Consider the following 17,594-nt stretch of genomic DNA (forward strand, 5'->3'; position numbering starts at 1 on the left):
TTCCTTTTCATAGCGTTATGATAGAAAAGTAATGGTGAGTCTATCATCTCATTAACCACTACTAACAAATGTTCATAGTTCACGAAAAAGGAATGATTTGAATGGCTACAATTGAAACGAAAGAAGAGCTAGGTCATCCTACCTATTATAATAATAGAGAAATTAGCTGGCTTTCTTTTAATAGAAGAGTTTTAGGAGAAGCCGCTGATGAAAGTAATCCATTATTAGAACGTTTAAAATTCCTCGCCATCTTCTCATCTAACTTAGATGAATTTTTTATGGTAAGGGTGGCTGGATTAAAGGATCAAGTGAAGGCAGGATATAATCGGAAGGATAATAAATCTGGGCTAACACCTAAGGAACAGCTTGCTTATATTTCTTCCTTTAATCATGAGCTTGTTGAGGAACAATATGATATATATAAGCTACTTCACGATTCATTAAGTAAAACGAATATAAAGATTTTATCAATGGAAGATCTAACAGTTGAACAAATCAACATGTTAGAGATATATTTTGATGATCAAATCTTTCCAGTGCTTACCCCAATGGCTATCGATGCATATAGGGCATTTCCTATGCTCTTAAATAAGTCGATCAATTTAGCGGTTCGACTTGAGGATTTATATGATCAAGCTGTTAAAACAGCTATAGTTCAAGTACCTGCATTACTGGATCGTTTTATCCAAGTAAATTCAGGACATGACTATATATTGTTAGAGGACTTAATCTGTTATTTTATCGGCAAATTTTTTAAAGGCTATCAAGTAAAATCAACAACTACTTTTCGCATTACTCGAAACGCCGATATGACTATACATGAGGAAGGGGCACGGGATTTATTAAAGGAAATTGAAAAGGAACTTAAAAAACGAAAATGGGGGGCGGCAGTTCGTCTAGAGGTCGATGCCCGTGCACAATGTCCAAAAATGATTGATTTTTTACTACATGTATTAGAAATCCATCATAAAGATTTATACGTGATAGACGGTCCCCTCGATTTGACCTTTTTATCTGATTTCTGCAACCATGTTAAAAAGGATTTTGATCAGCTAATTTATCAAACCTTAATCCCCCAGCCTCCCCAGGATATTTATGAAGACGAAAGTATCTATGATGCTGTACGTAGACGAGATGTATTCCTACACCATCCATACGAATCATTTGAACCTGTTGTAGATTTAATAAGCGAAGCAGCTACTGATCCAAATGTATTAGCAATTAAACAAACCTTGTATCGAGTAAGTGGCGACTCTCCGATCATTGATGGGTTAAAGCGAGCAGCGGAAATGGGAAAACAAGTGACCGTCCTTGTGGAATTAAAGGCACGTTTTGATGAAGAGAATAATGTTCAATGGGCAAAAGAACTTGAAAAGGCTGGATGTCATGTTATATACGGAATGATTTCCTTAAAAACACATAGTAAAATCACCTTAATTGTAAGACGAACCAATCAAAAAATTGAAAGAATCGTCCATTTAGGAACAGGTAACTATAATGATCAAACGGCAAAGTTTTATACAGATATGTCTTATTTAACGACAAAACGCAAATTTGGGATTGATGCTACTAATTTTTTTAATTATTTAAGTGGTTATACAGAAAAACCAACCTTTCATCATCTATCCATGGCACCATTTGATATTAGAAATGATTTGCTTCAATATATAGATACAGAAATTCATTATCAGAAACAATATGGTAATGGGAGAATCATTGCCAAAATGAATTCCTTAACAGATAAACCATTAATCCAAAAATTTTATGAAGCCTCTCAGGCTGGTATTCAAATTGATTTGATTATTCGAGGAATTTGCTGTTTAAAACCAGGCTTGGATGGAGTGAGTGACAACATTCAGGTAAGGAGTATTGTTGGACGGTTTCTTGAGCATAGTCGGATTTACTATTTCCATCATAATGGAGAAGAAAAACTGTTTCTTTCCTCTGCTGACCTTATGACTAGAAATATGGTAAAACGTGTGGAGATAATGTTTCCTATTTTTGAGGGGAGAATTAAATCAAGAATTTATCATATACTGCAAATTATGCTACATGATACAGCAAAAGCGCGCATCCAAGATAGTGATGGAAGCTATACTCATATTAAAGATCAATCCGCTGAGCCTATAATGGATAGCCAGTTAACATTATTTGATATGGCGTACAGAGTTTTAGAAGATGAAGAATAAAAGGACGGGGATTTTTGCACAAAAATCCCCGTCAATAGAAAATTATTCGAAACCTAGTACAGACTGTGGTAAAAGCTGTTTTAGCATTAAATCGTCTAAGCTTTTAAATTCATAGCCTTTCTTACGTAAATCATCAATAAGATAGCTTAAAGCATCCGCATTGTCCTTAGATACAGTATGCATCAAAATAATGGCACCTGGGTGTATTTGTTCCATCACTTGATCGTAGGCATTCTTCCAGCCTTTTTCTGAGCCTTCATTCCAATCTACAAAGGCTAAAGACCAAAAAATATGTGTATAACCCAATTCGTTCGCCCATTGTAATGATTGCTCATTAAAAGTTCCTTTTGGTGGTCGTACATACTGAACATTGGCATCTTCTGATACCTTTTTAATTTTTTTCGTTAAAACCTCAAGATCTTCTGTAAATTCCTGCTTAGAAAGCTTCGTAAAATCTCGATGACCATCTGAATGATTTCCAATTGTATGACCATCGTCAAGCATTCGCTTCGTTAGCTCAGGCTGATCCTCTACATAATGGCCAGTCAGAAAGAACGTTGCTGGTGCATTCTTTTCCTTTAACACATCTAAAATTTGTTCTGTATATCCTGCCTCATAGCCATTATCAAAGGTTAAATAAACATGCTTATCTCCTGAGGGATCGACATAATAGCTATTATATTTCTCTAGAATCGGCTTATATTTTCCCACTTCTGGTTGAGTATGATCTGTTGTTTTTTTGTATCCCCAACCATAGCTATTGGCATAGGCCTGCAGTGGAAAAAAACTGAAACAAAATATTACCAATAAGATTACATAAGAATTTTTCATCCAAATCACCTTTTTTATTTTTAGCTTCCCGTGAACGGATGAAGTTATGCTTTTACCCTATTATAATAATAATGGTATAATTACCAATTTACCCCTTTGGGAGGTATTGTAAAGTAACATAGTTCTTAACAGGAATAAAGGCACCTACCTCCTGCTTCGTTACATTCTGAATCACAATCTTTTTCTTTGTCCCTCTTAATTCAATATAAACCTCCCCAAAGGTTACTTCTCCTTTTTCTAGTAAAGCAGGAACATATGCAGCTAATTCACCCTTTTGACCCGCGGGAACCTCATATGTCTTACTTAATTTCGTATCTTCGCCAAACACAGTCTGGAAGGAAAGTGGTAAAGAATAACTTTTCTTTGCTTCTTTTAAAATAAGCTGCTTTATTTGGTCAGGCTTTTCTACTTTGGCAGTCAATCCACCATTTACGCGTTTTTCTTCTAACTGCTGATAATAAATCTCTTCATCATTTTCAACACTTTTATTTTCCACTTCATTTGTGTTAACTAATTGAAAATCCCACTTAATGTTTGATTTCTCCGATTCATAATTTAATGGCCAATGACCTAAATAAATATTGCCGCGATAACCTATAGAAAAGAAGGATGGTTTTATTTTCGTTTCATTCAGCATCTTGATTAAGCTCTCATTTTCGATCTTTATATCTTCATCATCCAATAATTTTTTAACCGATTTGTCTAATTTAACCTGTTTTTCTTTGTTATTTGATTGATGATACGTATTCTCTTCCTTAATCGATTCAACATTTTCAGGTATTTTTTCTTTTGCCGTTACTAATAGTGGTGCACTAAGTGTCATTAAACAAAGCACAACCGTAAGCCCTATTTTCTCCATCGCTCTCGCCCTTTCGTTTTTTGCTTAGTTTGACAAAAGGATAGGAAAATTATACATTATTTGCTAAGTGGAATAATTTCTAGTTTTTCAGTAATGTCTACACAGTTCTCTATTGTACGTATCATCGAACAATTTTTTTTTGCAATCTCTAGACTCTTCTCTAAAATATCCCGGTCTAAATGATGTCCTTTCACCATAAATGTCAGGGAAATAGAGCTAATCCTGTTAGCTTGTATAGGATCCCGTTTTACCTCTGCTGATATAGTTAAATCATCGATATTGATGCGTTTTTTAGTGAGAATCTTTTGGAATACAGAAGCACTACAGCCTGCCACAGACGCAACCATTAGTTGAAATGGACGAAATCCGAATTCTTCATTTCCAGAAATGTCTAACTGATCATAGGGAAGCTTGGTCCTTACTCCTCCTTCTTTCACATAGAAATCCATGTCCACCCTCCTATTAAGGAATTTATTGTAACTTTCCAGCATATTATTTTCTAGTAGATCTTTTATAATCTTTAAATACAATGTATTTCACCATAAAAAAACTGGCTAATGAAGATAATAGCATTGCTAGTCCCTTTGCAATATTATATCTTAACCAGTTTTGAACATGTAGCCATTCCAAGAAATTATTTAATCCAATAAATACAGCGTTACTTATACCTAAACTAATCATGCTTTGAATTAAAAAACCGATTCTTTGGTAGCTACTCCCTTTCGATGTACGGTTAAAGGTAATATTCGCATTCCAGAAATAACTATTCGCTATTGCTAAAGTATACGAGATGGAATTATAGATAGTTAGCATCATTCGATCCTCAGTATAAAATAGGATTAATAAAAGATTTAAGGTACCAATATCAATTAATGCATTACCAATCCCGATTACGCCGAATTGTAAAAACTGAAAGGGACCACTTTTTCGTTTATTATTCGTTTCTTTTGAACGCTTCATAACAAGACACTAACCTCTATTATTTGTTTTGCTTTTTCGATACTTGATAGCTGTTGTTCTTTTTGCCCGCTAGTTGGAGATAAAAATTTAATACCTGCTTCGATTGTTCATCCCAACCCATCTCTGCAATCTCTTCTCTTGCCCTTTTTGCTAACCTTTTTCTTAATGTTTCATCTTCGAATTGCAATATAGTTGTTGTAAAGTCTTCCTTCCTATTTGGATCATATAGTAAACCCGTCTGACCATCACTGATTTGTTCACAGGTCGGTCCACTTTTCGCTGCAACAATTGGTAGACCTGAAGCCATTGCTTCCGTTATCACTAAGCCTAACGTTTCTGTTGTTGATGGAAATACAAAAACATCTGAGGAAGCATAAGCCTCAGCTAGTGCTTGTCCATGCAAGAACCCTGTAAAGACAGTATTCGTTCCAGCAAAATGCCGCTCTAATGAACTGCGATGTGGACCATCCCCCACGATAGCTAATACGAACTCTGATGATGCCTCTAACACATGCTTAATCTTTTCAATTTCTTTTTCTGGAGCCAATCTCCCAACATAGAGTAAAAGTTTTTTATCTGTATGGCCGCCAGATAAAGTCTCCCGCATTTTTTTATGAAAATTACGTGGATGGAATAAGGAGGTATCTACTCCGCGTTTCCATACATGTAAATTTTTAAAGTTCTGTTCCACCAGTTCTTTATGCACTACCTGAGATGTACAAAGATTTAGATCAGCATTGTTATGTAATTTCCGAAAATACCACCATAGCAATCCTTTAAAAATCGATAAATGGTAGTAGTCAGCATATTTGGGTACTTGCGTATGGAAGGAAGCAAGCAATGGATAGTTTAACCTTTTTCCATAGTAAATACCCGCTGCCCCAATAAGTGCAGGATTGACAACATGCATAACATCAGGATCGAAATCTCGAATCATCTTTTTTACTTTTGGTGTAGGAAAGGCAAATAGTTTAGAACGATAAAAGAATAAACGACGGGCCTTAACACCAATAACCTTAGCACCTTCAAATTCATACACACCGAGATCAGGTGCAATAATCTGCACCTGATGCCCAGCTTTAATGAAATATCGGATACTATTGGTTAGTCGTGTTACGACACCGTCGGTTGAAGGTAAAAATGTTTCGGTGATCAGTAAAATTTTCATTCGGAAATCATCCTTCAGAATTTGGAATTTGTCAGGAGAGCCAACATATTATTTCCAAGTAACTTTTGGTAAAATATTCGCTTCGATGACACGATCCTTATGGTTTTCTACTGTTTTAAGGATTTCTCTTATCACTTCATCATCTAATAAATGTGGTTCCAATCCAAGATCTTTTAATTTCGTATTTTCTGCATGGAAAAAGTGATCTTCAAGCTCTACTCTTGGATTTTCTAAATTCGAAATGTTGACTTGATATCCTTCTTGTTGTGCTACATTTTGGACCTTATTTGCTAAATCTCCAACGCTAAATTCTTCTGTGAATTGATTAAAGACTCGGAATTCGCCATGATCTGCAGGATTTTCAGCTGCAATTTCAATACAGCGTACGGTATCTTTAATATGTAAAAAGCCTCTTGTTTGTCCGCCTTTTCCATACACAGTTAGGTCATGACCAACTGTTGATTGAATAATAAATCGGTTTAATGCGGTACCGTATACCCCATCATAATCTAATCGATTGGTTAGTACGGGATCAAGTCGTGTTTCTTCTGTATCTAATCCATAAACGATTCCTTGGTTTAAATCTGTTGCCCGGATGCCCCAGATCTTACAAGCAAACATAATATTGTGGCTATCATGTACTTTTGACAGGTGATAGAAGGAGCCAGGCTGTTTCGGAAATGGTAGTACATCTTTTCTACCTTTATGTTCGATTTCGATATAGCCTTCTTCTATCTGAATATTTGGAGTACCGTATTCTCCTAGTGTACCCAACTTTATCAAATGACAATCAGGGACCAATTCTTTTATACCAAAAAGAACATTCAGTGTACCGGTTACATTATTCGTCTGAGTATACACCGCATGTTCTCGATCAATCATTGAGTAAGGAGCAGATCTTTGTTCAGCAAAATGGACAAAAGCATCTGGTTCTTCTCTTTTCAAAACTTCTTTTAAGAAATCGTAATGCACAAGATCTCCTTCATAAATTCGGATTTCTTTTCCCGTTAGTTCTTTCCATTTTGCAACTCGTTCTTCAAGACTTGCAATTGGTGTAAGTGAATTAGAATGTAGCTCACTATCAATCTTTCTTCTTACCATGCTATCAATAATAGAAACATCATGGCCTCTTTTAGATAAATAAAGTGCGGTAGGCCATCCACAAAAACCATCTCCACCTGCTACGATAATCTTCATCAATACGACACCTCTTTTTCTCATATAAGTCTTTCAAACTAAAGTAATTCTATTTCATAGTATCATAGTCAAAAAAAGAATAAAATTATAATTACAATGTTTACAGAATTTTTAGAAAGAGTGAGTATGGACTTTTTTTGGATGGATCACCTCCCAAAATAATAGGACAATGTAGGTTTAGTTTTCTATGATCTCCTCGGTACAATGGTGTTTATTCACTGGATAACAGCCATTTTCACCTTAATTATCTGGCAAAATGGCTGTTATTGCCTTGATAACGGATATCTTCATCTTATTCCTTGAGCAAAATGGCCTTCCATACTTTGAGATATCCATTTTGTTACTAATTTTTGACTAACTCATTAAATACTATTTCTACCAATGTTCTATTTTTCCTTTCTCATCCTTATATACAACATGCTGGCGATTAAATTTTATTGGAGAATCTAAACCAGCCGCAGCGGCTACTCTATAAAGTCCTTTTCTCATCGTTATAACATAGTTAGCTGTTCGCCATTTCTTTTCATCAATGACGAGTGCCTTCTGCAATTCTGGATCTGTTGTTGCTACACCAACAGGACATGCATTGGATGCACATTTTAATGTTTGAATACATCCTACTGTTATCATGAAGCCACGAGCAATGTTTATAAGATCTGCCCCCATTGCTAATGCGATAGCTACACGATCAGGAGAAAATAATTTTCCGGAGGCAATGATTTTGACTTGATCTCGTATCTCATATTTTTTTAATGCTTCATCAATTAGTGGTAATGCAGACCGAATCGGAAGGCCAACACTATCAGCTAACTCTTGGTAGGATGCTCCTGTTCCACCTTCACCACCATCAATTGTAATAAAGTCGGGACCGGTAGCTAAATCGCGGATACTTCGTGCTAATTCATCTGCTTCATCAGGACTGCCAACAACAATCTTCATACCAACAGGTTTGCCAGTATGTTGACGAATTTGATCAATAAATCCAAACAATGATGGAATATCGCTAAAATCAGTAAAACGATTAGGGCTATCTATAGATTTATATGGCTCAACACGACGAATTCTTGCAATTTCTTCTGTTACTTTTTCTCCATCAATGTGACCACCACGTGTTTTCGCTCCTTGGGCCAGCTTTACTTCAAATGCTTTAACTTGAGGTAGTTTACTCTTTTCAAGTAGTTCATCCCAATCAAAGTTACCATCCCTATCTCGAACACCGAATAGGCCGGGGCCAATTTGCATAATAATATCAACCCCACCTTTTAAATGATATTCAGATAATCCCCCCTCCCCTGTATTCATCCATGTACCTTTAGCAATACCTAGCCCTTCAGACAAAGCCGTAATTGCTTTTTCTCCAAGCGAACCATAGCTCATAGCAGACATCCCAATTTGCCCTCTTACTATGAAGGGATGTGTCGTTTTTTCTCCAATTACTATTGCATCCTCTTCTGATAATAAATAAGCTTCTGATTCATGTTTTTCAAGCTTTTCTTCTCTATCCATAAACAAGGGATCCTTTAACAGCAAATAACGATATGTAGCTACCCTTGTATCATGATCCATTTTTAACTCTTCTGTTAGCTTCGGAAACAATGAATTGCGAATATAGAAACCCGCTTCCTCAAAGTCCCTTTGTGATCCAAAACCAATGACATCACGCTTATATTTTGCTTTTCGAACAATATGTTGGTAATCCCTACGCGAGAAAGGTTTTCCTTCATTATCATTGTTAAAAAAATATTGTCTGAGCTCTGGTCCAATTTTTTCAGAAAAGTAACGGATACGTCCGATTACAGGATAATTTCTTAGTACAGGGTGTTGTTTTTGCGATCGGTCTATTAGGTATAGATAGATTCCCATCACGATTAGAACAAGCAATATTACCGTAACAAAGATAAAACCAATAATTGTCATGATGTCCGCGATATTCAATCCAATCAACCTACCTTTATAACAGTTGTACCTATTTCGAAACCAAACAATTTTAAGATAGCATATGATGGATCATCCTATATTATTCAAAAACAAGTTTCATTGAAGGGAACTTTCTAAGCATTATAAAATTCACTTATAGTTCACGCTGTTTACTTGTTTATTCATAAAAGGAACCTCCCGAAAAAACTTTTTATTGTTTTTCCCCCTTAAATAGCTTATTCTCTATACATACTCAAAACTCCTTCCAAAATGGCTAAATATTGCTTTATCGATTGGAAGTTGATTGAAAACTTTTTTTATTACTTATATACTATTTATAATTTTAAGTGGGAGGGGTTTCATGGCGATTGACTCTTGGAATGCAACATTATATGACCAAAAGCATGTATTTGTCTCAAAATTCGGAGAGGATGTCATTGATCTTTTAGCACCAAGGAAAAGGGAAAATATTCTTGATTTAGGCTGTGGTACAGGGGATTTAGCTGAGAGAATCTCGAAATACGGGACAAATGTCATCGGAGTCGACCAATCGGAAAATATGATCAACAAAGCAAGAGCAAAATATCCTAATATTCATTTCCAAGTACAAGATATCCTACAACTGGACTATTCCAATGAGTTTGATGCTGTGTTTTCCAATGCTACCCTTCATTGGGTAAAACAACCTGAAATAGCCCTTCGCAACATTCACCATGCTTTAAAGCCTGGAGGAAGATTTGTAGCAGAATTTGGTGGTCAAGGTAATGTTCAAACTATAACTGACCAATTGAAAAAACATTTAAAAGTTAGTGAGAATTCTGATCGTTACCCATGGTATTTTCCTAGTATTGGTCAATACTCTGCTCTAATGGAGAAAGTAGGATTTCGAGTTGTATTTGCTCATCACTTTGATCGACCTACCGTTCTTCATGGTGAGGATGGCTTAAGAAATTGGATCGAAATGTTCGCTTCTAATATGTTTATAGATATGGATACACAAGCGATGGTGAAAACACTAGAAAGTATTGAAGCCGAAGTAAAAGATAAGTTGTATATCGATGGAAAATGGGTAGCAGATTATAAAAGGCTGCGAGTTATCGGTATAAAACAGTAAATGCTCATCTAAGATGGGGTCTATTAATGGCTAAAACCATTGTCCAAGAAGTCCCAGACTCACCGCATTTTTGAAATCCTAATTTTTGATATAAGTGTAATGCTGTTAAATTATCTGGGTCGACACTTAGTGATAAGGAGGAAAAACCATCATCATTAGCCGACTTGATTAAACTTTTCATGAGTATGGTTCCAACTCCTTTTCCTCTTCCTTCACTACTAATCGCAATACCTAATTCAGGAGTTTGTTCATCGATATAGCCGTAACCTTGGTTTTCTTTTGTAAATAAACGATACCAAGCTGCCCCGATAGGATTACCTTCATTCGTATAAGCAATAATGGCTCTATCCCCTTCTCTCCCCCAACCTTCACTGTATTTTTTCAACTGGGATGAAGTTAATAACACTTCCTTGGAAGGCTTATTTTCTGGAATGTAAAACGACTCGTATAACATATCTGTGAAAAAGTCAAAATCCTGCTCATTCATTAATTGAATGTTTATCAATAGAATTATCTCCTTTCTATAGTAAGATTTTCTTTTTTCATTTTATCATCAACAAGAGAGAATTACTTTAAAAAATTTAGAGCCATCTTGGCGCAATTGACCATGAACATGGCTTGATCCGTGTCGATAACAAGATCTAATCTAGCTAGAATGAAGATATCATGACAAGAAGAAGGGGGTTGTCTTTTTGAAGATCATCATGATTTCACTTGATTCTCTCAGAGCAAACAGATTAGGTTGCTATGGATATAGTAAACCAACAAGTCCTTATCTTGATCAAATTGCCTCAGAAGGCGTGCTGTTTGAAAAAGCATTTGCATCTGATATACCAACAGAAGTTGCTCATACATCCATTTTCACTGGAAAAGTAGGACTGCGAACAAGAGTAGTCTCGCACGGATCACAACTAAGTATCCTTTCTAAATCTACACAATGGCTACCCACTATGTTACGCCAATCTGGATTTACAACTGGTGCTGTAGATAACTTATACCAATTAAAAGAATGGTTTGCACGAGGATTTCGTTACTATATTAATAGTGTTGGAAATAGACGTTGGATCGACGGTGCCACGATAAATGAACTGGCGAAACCTTGGCTCAGGGAGCACAAAGATGAAGACTTTTTTCTATTCCTTCATTACTGGGATCCTCATACTCCATACTTACCTCCAAAAGAATATGTGAAAAATTTTTATGATTTCAGCAAAGACCCTTATGATAAACAAAACAAGAGTATGGAACCAGCCTATAGTCATTTAGCCTATCCTTTTTTTAAACATCATCATTTTGACTTATTAGGTCCTGTCACAGATGCTGAATACGTCAATGCATTATATGATGCAGAAGTACGCTACTTAGATGATAAATTAAGGGAAATAGATGACTATTTAGAGAGACTGAATATTAAGGAAGAAACAATGCTTATTATTTTTGGTGATCACGGGGAAAGTTTAACAGAACATGACATCTACTGGGATCATTGTGGCCTATATGATACAACCGTACAAGTTCCATTGATTATAAGATGGCCTAACCAAATCCCTGAAGGAAGAAGAGTAAAAGGAATGGTTCAACAAGTCGACTTGATGCCTACGATCTTGGAAGCAATTGATTTATCTTCCACATTACTAAAAGACATTGATGGTAAAAGTTTATGGCCGTCTATGTTGGGGGAAACTAACGGAACAGAGTCCACTATCTATTTAAGTGAATGTGCATGGCAAGCAGCAAGAGGTGTAAGGAATGATCGTTTCAAATTGATTCGTACAAGAGACAGTGGCCCCTTCTCTCGTCCACCAAGGGAATTATATGATTTGCACCACGATCCACAAGAAACAGTAAATCTAATACATTCTCATCCTCAGATTGCAGACAAACTAGAGAAACAACTAGATAATTGGATCGATAGCATTTTAGAAGGGCAAGAAGACCCGATGGAAATGCAACTGGAACAAGAAGGTCTTCCCTTCCATAGAAGAATTGAAGAAATTCTAAGGAATGTAGGGCTAACCTGGGAGGATTGGTTAAAGAATCCTTCCTCCAAAAGACTCGAGAAACTTTTACAAAAATAAACGAGTATTCTATTCGACGCGAAGGAAGAAACGTCGAATGGAATTACTCCTGTCCAACAAAACATCATCTAATCCTTTAAGACTAGATGATCTATTATTATATTCATTTCTCACTACTTAAACGTTTTTTAATCGCCAAATATTAGAAAAGGACTGATATGCAGAAAACATCACTAAAAAGGCAAATAGACTAGGTCCTATCATAACCACTAGCCCTAAGAAATTCCTGAGCAATAAGTATAGTATAATACTTCCAGCAGCTATCATCAATGTAGAAAGGGGAGATACGATCATCGTTAAAAAGGAGTGTTTCAACACGCTGATAACGGACATTTTATAATGAACAAAAACTGGAAATGCGTACAAGGCTGTTAAGATATACATAAAGGTTAACACGGCAACTACGTAAGAGATAATCGTTATCCAAGCATTATTACTGGCATGCTGAAGCAATTGAAAATCAATATATAAAGTGATTCCAACAACAAACAGAATCAGCCCCAGCAAATTACTCTTTATAAAATCCTCTTTATAAAACAACCAAAAACTCCTTAGTATTGGAATGTCTGTATCACCCATGATCCATTTTCGAAAAATCGCAAACATGGAAATAGTAGCTGGTATCAAACCAAACAGAAACAAACCTATTAGAGAAAAACTAATCCATAACAGATTAACATAGGTGAACTTTATTATCCATTCAGGAATTTTAAGTATACCAAAAGTCCCCATAAGCTTCCTCCCTTTAGAGAACGGGACAAAAGAGTAGGAAGAAGAAAAATACGAACATTAATATTTGTGCACAGCATTCTGCTTACTTTGCAAAGTGGCAGAGTCAAGCTGGTTCAGATTCTCATTCTCCCCTATTGTCCCAGTCTCTTTATTTGGCTTGAATCTTTCGTGCATTGGATATCGAACCAAGATATAACTTATCATAAGCTTCTTGAGAAGATTTTAGTGGTCCTTCCTCTAATCCGTGATAATGAATATTTGTATAGATAGGATTTACCCTTCCGGTCTCTGCTTCACGTTCAGCAATATAATTTTTCATTCTTTGCTGTAAAACGTTTACCATTTCAGGTTCTTCACTAGCTAGATTATGAATTTCCTCAGGATCCTTCACCAAATGATATAATTCTATTTCTGGTTTAAAATGAAAATCTGGCTCCAATGCTTGGATCAGCTTCCATTCTGGTGTACGCCAGCCATGCTTTCTCATCCAGGTACATTCCGTGATATAAAACTCTGCTATTGGTGCCAATTCCTCCCCTTTTATAGCACGGGCTAGACTTTGTCCATTAAAAGCAATATCTGTTTCAATCCCTAATAACTCTAAAATAGTTGGTGTTATATCTTGGATCACCGTAGTATCTGTGATACGTTTTCCTTCCGTTAATTGTCCAGGGAACTTAAGAATGAGGGGAACAATTAAACAATTGTCATACATGCCATGATGATCAAAAAAGCATTCATGCTCATATAATGTCTCACCGTGATCTGATGTCAACACGATCAATGTCTCTTCTTCAATTCCTAACTCTTCTACCGTAGTAAAAATATGCTGAATACATGCATCCATATAGGCTATAGCGCCTTCGTATTGGGCGCATACATAGCGTTGATCGGTAACTCCTTGTGGAATCCATGACTTAAAAAAGTCTGCATGTGGTTTAAAGTTATAGACAGGTTCCATCGATTGATTGGTTGGATCTTTTTCATCACCATCATAGAAAATGCGTTCAAATGGTCTTGGTGGCAAATACGGTGAGTGAGGATCCATATGTCTTAAAAATAAAAAGAATGGTTTATCTTCTTTATTCAGCCGCTTTAATTCAGGAATAGCTACTTCATTCAAATTTTCGGCTTTTGGACATCTTCCTGTTTCGTCAGGCTGCCATGCTTCATATTCTAAGTATTTTTGAAATCCTCTTGAAGAAGGGTTATTGGTAAAACCAATACATGTTGTATTATAATCATGTTGCGCCAAAATTTCTGGTAATGTTTTCACATGATTTCCTAGGCCTCCTTGATGTCTTAACGCCACAACATCCGTACCAAAGCAATCCATACCTGTAAGCATAGAAGCATATGCTGGCGTAGTCGGTATACTCGGACTGAAATGATTTTCAAATAACACTCCTTCACTTGCAATTTTGTCCATGTGTGGTGTAGTCAAGCGATGATATCCGTAACTACTCATATAATCACGTCTTAAACTATCGATACCAAACATAATAACATTCGGTTTTTTCATTATAGAATCCTCCCTATACAATTGATTAACAGCCTGGCAGATCACTTTGTAAGGTTTCTACATTACTTTGATCACGATATTTTCCAGGTGAGCAACCGACCTTCCTCGTAAATAATCGAGTGAAAAATGCCGGATCATCATAACCTACGTCCATCGCAATCCAAATTACCTTTTCATTCGTCTCTGTTAACAATTTCATTGCTCTTGTAATCCGAATGTGATGAATAAACTCAATAACTGTCTTTCCTGTCTCCGCCTTGAAAGTTCGATTCAAATGACGAGTACTAATATTGAATAGTTCAGATAGACTAGCAATGGTTATCTTCTGATCGTAATGTCTTTCCAAATAACCGCAAATCCGTTGTATAAACATTTTCCTTTCATGTGCTTTAACATTTAATGGTTCTGTAATAACGTTTTGTCTTACGTAGATTCTCGATAATACAATTAGCAACTGTACTAGTTGTAGGCGAATTAAAGGAGAATATCCCTTTCTTTTACTTTTAAATTCGTCTGCAAGTTCTTCTAACTTAGCTCGAATATCTTCTGCCTCTTGTCCTCTTAATTTTAAGCAACGATGGAATCGTTCGCATTTTTCTAAAAATGGATGTACATAGAAATAGTCCATCGATTCAGATATTCCTAGTCCACGTAACCATGCTTCATTAAATAAGCTAGGCATGAAAAGACAATTAACAATCCCTAATTCACTATTTGGTTTGACTTGATAGGTGTGTACTTCCCCAGGATTAATGATGAAGACATCCCCTTTTGATAATGGATAGTGCTCCCCTTCAAAAAGATGCTCCGCCTCGCCTTCTGTGACATAAACTAACTCAATAAAATCATGTGCGTGTATTGGTGGTGTGTTACGGGTTGTATGAACAGTATGGTCAATCCAGAATGGAAACTCTTCTTCTTCCATATACAAACTGCTTTCTATCCTCAATTCACATCCCACTCCTTTCACAATCATTTTTTTACTCGTTAGAATTTGCCAAGCTAATTCACAAAATAATTAATTATTCGCTGATAATAGGAGACCTTTATCAGTGGGGGCTTCGTCGTCCCCACTGATTTTAGACAATCTTATTGTTCGTTAATCGAATACGCTTACGAATTCATGCTATGGTTTATGTTAAATTTCCTTATCTATTTTGGGAACTTCCATAACCTTACCATTTGCCATTTGTGATTGAATAGCTGCTTCGATTACCTCCTGACTAGCGAGTGCATGCACACCTGATGCTTCCATATTGTCGGGTTCTACTTCATCTAATATTTGCTTGATAAAATGGTCTAATCTATTTTTAAATGTCTTTTGAAAACTACCAACACCGGTCATGATAGAATTCCGCAAAACTAGTAATTCTTCATTCTCATGTGGATAATACGTGAAATTTTCATAGACATTGTCAATAACAAATCGCCCTTTATTCCCAGCCACTTCACAGTATTCTATCGGATGACGACCAGACATATCATAACTACCAGTCAAATGACCAACAGCGCCAGAGGCAAACTCTAGATTAATGGAAGCGGTTGACCAAATATTTCGCCCAGGTGCCTTTGTCATAAAAGCTTGCACTCGTTTAATATCACCTGCAAAATAACGGATCACATCAATCGAATGTGGATGAAGTGCCCGTAAGTGGAACCATGGACTTGTTTCATTCGGGTTTTGGATCGTTAGTTTCATATTTACGAAAAGTATTGTGCCTAAATCACCTTTTTCGATTAATTCTTTGCCTTTATAAGCTACTGGAACGAAACGATGATTTAAATTACTTACTAGGCGAACATTCTTCTGAGAGGCAAGTCGAACCATTTCGCGAGCTTTTTCGATATTATTGGAAATGGGTTTTTCCACGAGCACATCTTTTCCTGCTTCTATTGCCATTACGGTAGGAGTATAATGATCTCCACCATTTTCCTCTCCCGCTGTAGCAATACTTATAATATCTATTTCCTCTTCCTTCAGCATTGTCGCCATATCTTGATACGCCTGGATTCCGTACAGATTAGCCATAGCTTGTGCACGCTCTTCGATTAAATCACATGCCGCAACCAATTTTACATCTGGATTTTCACTATAATATTTACAATGTATTTTTCCGATATTACCAACACCGACAACTGCTACTTTTAACACTGGAATTCCCCCCTCTTTTCCTTCGCCTCTTCGATTAAACGCTGTAAGTATCCTTTACTTTCTGCGGCAATCGCCGTAATCTCAGGTAATTCGTAGTCCTTTGCTCCAATTATCTCTAATACTGTCGCCCCTTGATAATCGACCTCCGTCATTTTATCCACCACTTCTTTTAGTGGAACGGTTCCCCTACCTGCTGTTTGAAATTCAGGGGAAGCAATCTGTAGTTGTTCCATAAAGGTATCACGGATATGTGAATGAATAATATGATCTGACAGAACATCCAATGCTTCGACTGGATCGTCTCCCACACGACCAACATGGGTAGCATCAAAATTCAATCCTAATGCTGAATGTTTCACTTCATCCATCAACCGAAGAGCTGTTTTCGTATTGTAAATACTTTGCCCATAGTGTAATTTTAATGCATATTGTATACCCATATCATTTGCTGCCTGTGTTAATTCTTCAATCGCTCGGATGGAATCTTCTGTGCTTTCTTCATCATCAGACTTTCCACCACTTCCTGTTGTTACCATCGGAATTCCCAGTTTGGCGGCACGTTCAAAAACTCTTTTGGTTCGTTCACGGTTCTCGGCAACAAGTATATTTGTTGCAGCCTCGACACAATAAAGATCAAGTCCAACCTCTTCTACCATTTTCCTTATTTCAGCAAGTTCTGCATCACTTGCTGTATCTGTCAAATGCTCCACCATGCCTACAATAGATGATAGTTCGATACCGTCATAGCCACAAAATTTGATGTATCGAATGGCTGTCTTTAGATCGTATCCACTAAAAAGAACGGAATTAACGCCTAATTTCATTTTTTCTCCTCCTTCATTAGACTACTACTCCTAGCATATAAGGTGGCAATA

At 36.5% G+C, this 17,594-nt stretch carries 16 protein-coding genes; 3 read left to right on the top strand and 13 right to left on the bottom strand.

Annotation, left to right across the window (positions count from 1 at the left end; genetic code table 11):
* Nucleotides 1–101: 101 nt before the first annotated feature.
* A complete protein-coding gene (locus ACZ5R4_RS07820) occupies nucleotides 102–2,189 on the top strand; it encodes an RNA degradosome polyphosphate kinase (RefSeq protein ID WP_109985576.1) in 2,088 nt (695 codons plus the stop codon).
* 42 nt (nucleotides 2,190–2,231) lie between these two features.
* Here the strand turns inward: ACZ5R4_RS07820 and pdaA are convergent, their stop codons facing one another.
* The 7 genes from pdaA to ACZ5R4_RS07855 form a co-directional block, all read right to left on the bottom strand.
* Nucleotides 2,232–3,020 (bottom strand): delta-lactam-biosynthetic de-N-acetylase, encoded by a 789-nt coding sequence (gene pdaA, locus ACZ5R4_RS07825; protein ID WP_277678267.1) that lies wholly within the window; start codon nucleotides 3,018–3,020, stop codon nucleotides 2,232–2,234.
* A gap of 88 nt (nucleotides 3,021–3,108) precedes the next feature.
* Nucleotides 3,109–3,879: a YfkD family protein gene (locus ACZ5R4_RS07830; protein WP_464368296.1), complete on the bottom strand. Its 771-nt coding sequence runs from the start codon at nucleotides 3,877–3,879 to the stop codon at nucleotides 3,109–3,111.
* Between the two features lie 56 nt (nucleotides 3,880–3,935).
* On the bottom strand, nucleotides 3,936–4,328 hold the full coding sequence (locus ACZ5R4_RS07835; protein WP_054861545.1) for an OsmC family protein: 393 nt from the start codon (nucleotides 4,326–4,328) through the stop codon (nucleotides 3,936–3,938).
* Nucleotides 4,329–4,371: 43 nt separating this feature from the next.
* Nucleotides 4,372–4,839 (bottom strand): GtrA family protein, encoded by a 468-nt coding sequence (locus ACZ5R4_RS07840; protein ID WP_109985580.1) that lies wholly within the window; start codon nucleotides 4,837–4,839, stop codon nucleotides 4,372–4,374.
* Nucleotides 4,840–4,858: 19 nt separating this feature from the next.
* Nucleotides 4,859–6,007 carry a glycosyltransferase family 4 protein gene (locus ACZ5R4_RS07845; RefSeq protein ID WP_109985581.1) on the bottom strand — a complete coding sequence of 383 codons (1,149 nt, stop codon included), beginning with the start codon at nucleotides 6,005–6,007 and terminating at the stop codon, nucleotides 4,859–4,861.
* Nucleotides 6,008–6,055: 48 nt separating this feature from the next.
* Nucleotides 6,056–7,204 (bottom strand): NAD-dependent epimerase/dehydratase family protein, encoded by a 1,149-nt coding sequence (locus tag ACZ5R4_RS07850; protein ID WP_109985582.1) that lies wholly within the window; start codon nucleotides 7,202–7,204, stop codon nucleotides 6,056–6,058.
* A 375-nt stretch (nucleotides 7,205–7,579) separates the two neighbouring features.
* Entirely contained in the window at nucleotides 7,580–9,139 is a 1,560-nt protein-coding gene (locus ACZ5R4_RS07855) for an FMN-binding glutamate synthase family protein (protein ID WP_464368297.1), read from the bottom strand.
* A gap of 343 nt (nucleotides 9,140–9,482) precedes the next feature.
* Between ACZ5R4_RS07855 and ACZ5R4_RS07860 the strand changes: the two genes are divergently transcribed.
* Nucleotides 9,483–10,235 carry a class I SAM-dependent methyltransferase gene (locus tag ACZ5R4_RS07860; protein WP_054861543.1) on the top strand — a complete coding sequence of 251 codons (753 nt, stop codon included), beginning with the start codon at nucleotides 9,483–9,485 and terminating at the stop codon, nucleotides 10,233–10,235.
* 4 nt (nucleotides 10,236–10,239) lie between these two features.
* On the opposite strand, the gene ACZ5R4_RS07865 is transcribed toward ACZ5R4_RS07860, so the two are convergent.
* Entirely contained in the window at nucleotides 10,240–10,740 is a 501-nt protein-coding gene (locus ACZ5R4_RS07865) for a GNAT family N-acetyltransferase (protein WP_109985584.1), read from the bottom strand.
* Between the two features lie 187 nt (nucleotides 10,741–10,927).
* Between ACZ5R4_RS07865 and ACZ5R4_RS07870 the strand changes: the two genes are divergently transcribed.
* A complete protein-coding gene (locus tag ACZ5R4_RS07870) occupies nucleotides 10,928–12,313 on the top strand; it encodes a sulfatase (protein WP_464368298.1) in 1,386 nt (461 codons plus the stop codon).
* Between the two features lie 117 nt (nucleotides 12,314–12,430).
* On the opposite strand, the gene ACZ5R4_RS07875 is transcribed toward ACZ5R4_RS07870, so the two are convergent.
* The 5 genes from ACZ5R4_RS07875 to ACZ5R4_RS07895 form a co-directional block, all read right to left on the bottom strand.
* On the bottom strand, nucleotides 12,431–13,045 hold the full coding sequence (locus ACZ5R4_RS07875; protein ID WP_464368299.1) for a YesL family protein: 615 nt from the start codon (nucleotides 13,043–13,045) through the stop codon (nucleotides 12,431–12,433).
* A gap of 148 nt (nucleotides 13,046–13,193) precedes the next feature.
* Nucleotides 13,194–14,567, bottom strand: coding sequence for a sulfatase family protein (locus tag ACZ5R4_RS07880; RefSeq protein ID WP_181397668.1), 1,374 nt, complete (start codon nucleotides 14,565–14,567; stop codon nucleotides 13,194–13,196).
* 25 nt (nucleotides 14,568–14,592) lie between these two features.
* Nucleotides 14,593–15,516 carry an AraC family transcriptional regulator gene (locus tag ACZ5R4_RS07885; RefSeq protein ID WP_181397669.1) on the bottom strand — a complete coding sequence of 308 codons (924 nt, stop codon included), beginning with the start codon at nucleotides 15,514–15,516 and terminating at the stop codon, nucleotides 14,593–14,595.
* Nucleotides 15,517–15,705: 189 nt separating this feature from the next.
* Nucleotides 15,706–16,719 (bottom strand): Gfo/Idh/MocA family protein, encoded by a 1,014-nt coding sequence (locus tag ACZ5R4_RS07890; RefSeq protein WP_054861538.1) that lies wholly within the window; start codon nucleotides 16,717–16,719, stop codon nucleotides 15,706–15,708.
* Nucleotides 16,713–17,543, bottom strand: a complete 831-nt coding sequence (locus ACZ5R4_RS07895) for a sugar phosphate isomerase/epimerase family protein (protein ID WP_109985588.1) — start codon at nucleotides 17,541–17,543, stop codon at nucleotides 16,713–16,715. Before ACZ5R4_RS07895 ends, ACZ5R4_RS07890 begins: the two co-directional genes overlap by 7 nt.
* Between the last annotated feature and the right edge of the window lie 51 nt (nucleotides 17,544–17,594).

This window comes from Gracilibacillus sp. JCM 18860 (assembly GCF_055395245.1).